Annotated in this window: 7 protein-coding genes; 1 reads left to right on the top strand and 6 read right to left on the bottom strand. The window is 71.7% G+C overall.

What is annotated here, in order from left to right:
• A partial coding sequence (locus H5J33_RS20940; RefSeq protein WP_181796460.1) for a C40 family peptidase occupies positions 1 to 325 on the top strand: 325 nt, incomplete at its 5' end.
• Here H5J33_RS20940 and H5J33_RS20935 read toward each other — a convergent pair.
• From H5J33_RS20935 to H5J33_RS20910, 6 genes are all read right to left on the bottom strand, one after another.
• Positions 322 to 837 carry a hypothetical protein gene (locus tag H5J33_RS20935; protein WP_181796459.1) on the bottom strand — a complete coding sequence of 172 codons (516 nt, stop codon included), beginning with the start codon at positions 835 to 837 and terminating at the stop codon, positions 322 to 324. The two genes, H5J33_RS20940 and H5J33_RS20935, sit on opposite strands and share 4 nt — an antisense overlap.
• Positions 838 to 922: 85 nt before the next feature.
• Positions 923 to 2,176 (bottom strand): styrene monooxygenase/indole monooxygenase family protein, encoded by a 1,254-nt coding sequence (locus tag H5J33_RS20930; protein WP_181796458.1) that lies wholly within the window; start codon positions 2,174 to 2,176, stop codon positions 923 to 925.
• A 23-nt stretch (positions 2,177 to 2,199) separates the two neighbouring features.
• Positions 2,200 to 2,856, bottom strand: coding sequence for an ATP/GTP-binding protein (locus H5J33_RS20925; RefSeq protein ID WP_181796457.1), 657 nt, complete (start codon positions 2,854 to 2,856; stop codon positions 2,200 to 2,202).
• Positions 2,837 to 3,262: a DUF742 domain-containing protein gene (locus tag H5J33_RS20920; RefSeq protein ID WP_181796456.1), complete on the bottom strand. Its 426-nt coding sequence runs from the start codon at positions 3,260 to 3,262 to the stop codon at positions 2,837 to 2,839. Before H5J33_RS20920 ends, H5J33_RS20925 begins: the two co-directional genes overlap by 20 nt.
• Positions 3,259 to 3,756, bottom strand: coding sequence for a roadblock/LC7 domain-containing protein (locus H5J33_RS20915; protein WP_181796455.1), 498 nt, complete (start codon positions 3,754 to 3,756; stop codon positions 3,259 to 3,261). Before H5J33_RS20915 ends, H5J33_RS20920 begins: the two co-directional genes overlap by 4 nt.
• Positions 3,753 to 5,820: ATP-binding protein (locus H5J33_RS20910; protein WP_181796454.1), on the bottom strand; the 2,068-nt coding region annotated here is incomplete at its 5' end. The genes H5J33_RS20910 and H5J33_RS20915, both read right to left, overlap by 4 nt.

Below are 5,820 nucleotides of genomic sequence, written 5' to 3'. Positions count from 1 at the left end.
GGTCGGCAAGCCCTACGCGTGGGGCGCGGCGGGCCCGGACTCCTACGACTGCTCGGGGCTGACCTCGCGGGCCTGGGCCCAGGCGGGCGTCCCGGTCCCGCGCACCAGCCAGGAGCAGTGGGACCGGCTTCCCAGGGTGCCGCTGCGCCGGCTGCGCCCGGGGGACCTGGTGGTGTACTTCCCCGAGGCGACGCACGTGGCGATGTACGTGGGGGACGGGAAGGTCGTCCAGGCGCCACGGCCGGGCGGGCGGGTCACGGTCTCACCGATCGCCGCCCACCCGATCCTGGGCGCGGTACGCCCTGGTGCGGGCGGACCCGGCTAGTCGCAGAACTCTTCGGTGGCCTGCTTCGCGCCGTCCTTGAACCCCCGCTGGAAGTTCTCGTCCACGCGCGTGAGGCCCTGATTCTGTTGTTGCTGCTGCTGCGCGTCGCAGTTCTCCTTCACGGCCGCGAAGCCCTGCTTGAAGCCCTGGTTGTACTGGTCCTTGGCGTTCTTCTGCTCCCCCTCCTCGGCCGTGCCGCACCCGACCACGGGGCCGCCGATCTGCTGGGCGCTGACGGTGCCGCTCGCGTCGGTGACCGTCAGGGAGAAGCGACCGGTTGCGTCCGCCTTCACGCTCCCCTCGGACCCGTTGGCGGATTCCACGGCCACGGCCTTGTTCGGCCTGAAGCCGTTGCCGCTGACCAGCAGGTTGTCGGGGTTGCCGGTGTTTCTGACGCTACAGGTGGGCGATGCCGCCGCCGCGGTCGTGGTGGAGAACGTCACCGTCCCCAGCACGAGCGACGACACCGCCATAGGCGCCAGAACGGCCAGGCGTACACGTCGAGCGTTCATGGAAACTCCTCCATGGCTTGTCCCCCCTGCACACCTGAACCAGCGTCCCCCCGCCGCCATCAGGTGTCAAAAGGGGACAAAACCATCAGGCTCCGGTGAACGATCCCAGGTAGGCGGTCGCCTTGTCCGGGTCGAAGAAGAAGTCCTCGAAGTCGGCGGGGTCGTTGAAACCGTTGGCGAAACGGTCCGCCACGGGCTGTAGCGACCCGGCCGCGCCGATGAGGTTCAGCACGTGCTCCGGCGGCGGCGCCAGCATGGCGTTGGTCCACTTGGTGACGTGCTGCGCGGTGGCCCAGTAGCGGTCGAAGGTGGCCCGCATCCACTCCTCGTCGAAGGGCTTGTCGCCGTGCTCCAGGATCGAGGCCAGGTACGCGGCCGCGCACTTGGACGCCGAGTTGGAGCCCTGCCCGGTGATCGGGTCGTTGGCCACGACCACGTCGGCCACGCCCAGGACCAGACCGCCCGAGGGCAGCCGGCCGACGGGGTTGCGCACGGTCGGGGCGTAGCGCCCGGCCAGCGTGCCGCCCGCGTCGGTCAGTTCGACCTTGGTGGCCCGCGCGTGCTCCCAGGGCGTGAACTTCTCCATGAGTTCCAGGGTCAGGGAGAGGTGCTCCGCCGGGTCCTTGACGCCGCGGAAGACATCGAGCGGACCGCCCGGTATGCCCTCCCAGAACAGGATGTCGGCGCGGCCGGAGGTGGTCAGCGTCGGCATGACGAACAGCTCGCCGACCCCGGGGACCAGGTTGCAGCGGACCGCGTCGAACTCCGGGTGCTCCGGGCGCGGACCGAGCCCGTGCACGTACGCCACCGCCAGCGCCCGCTGCGGCTCGGCGTACGGGGAGCGCTCGGGGTCGCGGGCGAACATCGACACCAGTTCGCCCTTGCCGGCCGCGACCAGCACGAGGTCGTAGGTGCGGGAGAAGTAGTCCAGGTCGCCGACGGCCGCGCCGTGGATGACCAGCTGGCCGCCGCGCTGCGCGAAGGTTTCCATCCAGCCGGCCATCTTCACCCGCTGGTCGACCGACTGCGCGTATCCGTCCAGCCTGCCCACCCAGTCGATGGCCCGCTGGGTGGGGCCCGGGTCGTGCGAGCCGGGCGCGGCGACCGAGACGCCGAGCCCCTCGATCTTCGGAGCCTGGGACTCCCAGAAGTTCAGCTGCAGGTCGCGCTCGTGCTGGAGTGCCGTGTGGAACATGCACTGCGTCGACATGACCCGGCCGGTGCGGATCTCGTCCGCGGTCCGGTTAGACATCAGGGTGACCTCGTAGCCGTGCGACTGCAGGCCGAGGGCGAGCTGGAGGCCGGACTGGCCGGCTCCGACGACGAGTATCTTCCGCATGCGGGTGGGGACTCCTATCAGGACTACTCGGGGGTTTCGTCCAGCGCGTGGCCGACGAGGGCCAGGAGGGTCTCGAGCACCGAGAACCGCCGCCGCGCGTCCATGATCATGACAGGGATGTGCGCGGGTATGGTCAGCGCCTCCCGCACGTCCTCCGGTTCGAACCGCTCGCTGCCGTCGAAGTGGTTCACGGCGACGACGTAGGGCAGTCCGCAGCTCTCGAAGTAGTCCAGCGCGGGGAAGCAGTCCTTCAGGCGGCGGGTGTCGGCCATGACGACGGCGCCGATCGCGCCACGCACCAGGTCGTCCCACATGAACCAGAACCGCTGCTGGCCCGGCGTGCCGAACAGGTAGAGCACCAGGTCGTCGTCGAGCGTGATGCGGCCGAAGTCCATGGCCACGGTGGTGGTGAGCTTGCCCGGGGTGGCGGACAGGTCGTCGGTGTCCTCGCTGGCCTCGGTCATCAGCGCCTCGGTCTGCAGGGGCGTGATCTCCGAGACGGAGGTGACGAGGGTGGTCTTGCCGACGCCGAAGCCGCCCGCCACCACGATCTTCGTCGCGATGGGGGCCCGCGTACGGTCGGTCTGCCAGGACCTCAAGTCCTCGTCCGGCTCGCCGTGGGAGGCGGCGAGGGGAGCGCCCCCGAAGGCGGCGGTGGCGTCAGAGACGGCGGAGTCCACTCAGCACCCTTTCCAGCAGCGCGCGGTTCGGCCGGCCGGTGCCGTGACCGGTTCCGGTGCCGTACACACGGATCTTTCCCTGGTCCGCGAGATCGCTCAGGAGGACGCGGACCACGCCGAGCGGCATCTTCAGCAGCGCGGCGATCTCGGCCACCGTGCGCATACGGCGGCACAACTCGACGATGGCCAGCATCTCCGGCATGCCCGGGCCGGCCTGCGAGCCGTTCGTCAGTTCCTTGCGCTCCTCGGGGGCCTCCAGCGCGGCCACGAACGTCTCCACGAGGAGGACGTGGCCGAAGCGGGTACGGCCGCCGGTGAGCGAGTAGGGGCGGACGCGGGCGGGTTTGCGGTCGCCGCCGCGCACCGGGAGCCGCTGCTTGCCGGGCTTGTTCGCGGGGCCGCTCACCGGGTGCTCCCCGTCGACTCGGACTCCATGGACTTGCGCAGCTCGCTGCGGAGTTCGGGGGTCAGGACATGCCCGGCGCGGCCCACGAAGAGCGCCATGTGGTACGCCACCACGCTCATGTCGCACTCGGCCGAGCCGTGCACGCCGAGCAGCGAGCCGTCGCTGATCGACATCACGAACAGGCTGCCCTCGTCCATCGCGACCATGGTGTGCTTGACCCCGCCGTACTCCAGCAGCCGGGCGGCGCCCACGGTGAGGCTGCCGATGCCGGAGACGATGGTGGCGAGGTCGGCGGCGGACCCGCGCGGGCCCTTCGCCGGGCGGGCCGCACGGGACTGCTCCGTGTGGGCCGGGTCGGACGACAGCAGCAGCAGTCCGTCCGAGGAGACCACGGCGACGGACTGGATGCCGGGTACTTCCTCGACCAGGTTGGTCAGCAGCCAGTGCAGGTTACGGGCTTCAGTGCTCAGTCCGTAGGTAGTGGGCGCGGTCAACTGCTTGCCTCCTCGGCTGTGCCCCCCGTGGCTTCTTCGGCGTGTGCGTAGCCGGCCGGCCGTCGGTGGCCGGCCGTCTTCTCGGCGATCTCCGTCTCCGCGGCGCGGTAGCCGGCCTGGGCGCCGCTGCGGAAGCCGCCGAGCCTGCGGCGCAGGGCCTCGGCGTCGACGCTGGTGTTGCGCTGGCGGGGCTGGGCGGCGGGGGCGGTGATCCTGGGTGTGCGCTTGGGGAGACCCTTGCTGGTGAGCTGCTCGGGAGCGTCCGCCTCCGGCGGCTCGGCGGGTGCGTTCGTCTCGGCTCCGCCGTCGGCTTCAGGGTGCCCGACGGCACCAGTTGCCTGCGGCGCCTCGGCCCATGCGTTCGCCTCGGCTCCCGGGTGCCCACCCGCACCACCGGTGCGGGTTTCGCCGTCGGGTGCGGGTGGCCCCTGCGGGGTGTGCTCGCCGTCGGCGGCCGCCGGGGCCGTGGGCCGGGTCGCCGGGGCCGGTTCCGCCTGCTTCCGCTGTTCCGCCGGATCCTCCTGTGGTGTCGGCAGGAGGAGTTCCATCGTCGTCTCGGCGGGGGTCTCCGTCGGCTTGGGGCGGGTCTCCGTGGGTTCGGTGGGCGGGGTGGCCTGCTCGTGGGTGTCCCGTACGGCCCGTTCGGCCAGGGCCACCAGCGGGTCCTTGGCGCGGGTCCGCAGGACGTTGGAGTTGGCCTCCGCGTCGGCGCCCGGCAGGGTGTACGTACCCGTGGTGCTGCCGGGCGCGGTCTTCGGCGGGAGGGCGGTCGGCGGGGCCTCGGCGAGGAGCTGGGCCGGCAGGACCACGACCGCCGCGGTGCCGCCCTGCTTCTGCTCGCGCAGCTGGACCCGCACACCGTGCCGGTGGGCGAGGCGCGCGACGACGTAGAGGCCGAGGCCGAGGCCGTCGGCGTCGTTCTGGTCGTAGAGGGACTGCGGGTCGAAGTCGGCGAGGCGGGCGTTGAGGCGGCCCAGGCGCTCCTTGGCCACGCCGATGCCCTCGTCCTGGACGGAGAGCATGACCTCGCCCGACTCCAGGAGCCAGCCGGAGACCTCCACCGGCAGCTCCGGCGGGGAGAACGACGTGGCGTTCTCCATCAGTTCGGCCAGCAGGTGGGAGAGGTCGTCGGCGGCGAACCCGGCCACGTGCGCGTGCGGCGGCAGGGAGGCGATGCGGACGCGTTCGTAGCGCTCGATCTCGCTGACCGCCGCCCGGACCACGTCGACCAGCGGCACCGGGCCGGGGTGCTGCTGGACGTGCTCGGTGCCGGCGAGGACCAGCAGGTTCTCGCTGTGCCGGCGCATGACCGTGGCGAAGTGGTCCAGCTTGAAGAGGGTCGAGAGGCGCTCGGGGTCCTGCTCGCGGTCCTCCAGTCCCTCGATGACCGCCAGCTGGCGTTCGACCAGGCCCAGGGTGCGCAGCGCCAGGTTGACGAAGGTGGAGCCGATGCTGGTGCGCAGCCGTTCCAGCTGGGCGGCGGAGTCGGCGAGTTCGGCGCGCAGTTCCTCGCGGGCGTCGGCCATCTTCTGGCGCTGGCCCACCAGGTGCTTGCGGTCGGTCTCCAGGGTGGCCACCCGCTCGTGCAGGGCGACGGCGTGCGCGTGCAGGGCGTTGACCGAGCGGACCACCTGGGCGAACTCGTCGTTGCGGCCGGTGAAGGCGATCGGGTCCTGGGCCGCCGGGTCCTCGGTCTCGGCCAGGCGGGCCGAGCCGCGGCGCAGCACCGACAGCGGGCGGGTCAGGCTGCGCGCCATGGCGGTGGCGACGCCGACCGCGACCAGCAGCAGTACGCCGAGGACGGCGACGCGGATCTCCAGGGCGGTGACGTCGTCGTCCCGGAGCTTTTCCAGGTCCTTGGTGCGGTGGTCGTAGAGCGCGGACTCGGCGCCGCGCATCAGGTCGACGCGGGCGGACAGGGCTGCGTCCAGCTTCTTGGTGCTGGTGGTCGGCTCGCTGTCGGCCAGGGTCGGCTGGTCGGTGAGCACGGTCAGGAACTTCTCGGCCGAGTTGACCTCGGGACCGGTGACCGTGGAGTCGTAGGAGTCGACGGCCGCCTCGGGG

The sequence above is a fragment of the Streptomyces sp. WELS2 genome (genome assembly GCF_013870595.1).
Lineage (GTDB): Bacteria > Actinomycetota > Actinomycetes > Streptomycetales > Streptomycetaceae > Streptomyces.
This window is presented reverse-complemented; position numbering and strand designations above follow the sequence as displayed.

Coding starts and splice junctions, on each gene's coding strand:
- H5J33_RS20930 (WP_181796458.1), bottom strand. CDS start 2,176: ATGCGGAAGATACTCGTCGTCGGAGCCGGCCAGTCCGGCCTCCAGCTC.
- H5J33_RS20935 (WP_181796459.1), bottom strand. CDS start 837: ATGAACGCTCGACGTGTACGCCTGGCCGTTCTGGCGCCTATGGCGGTG.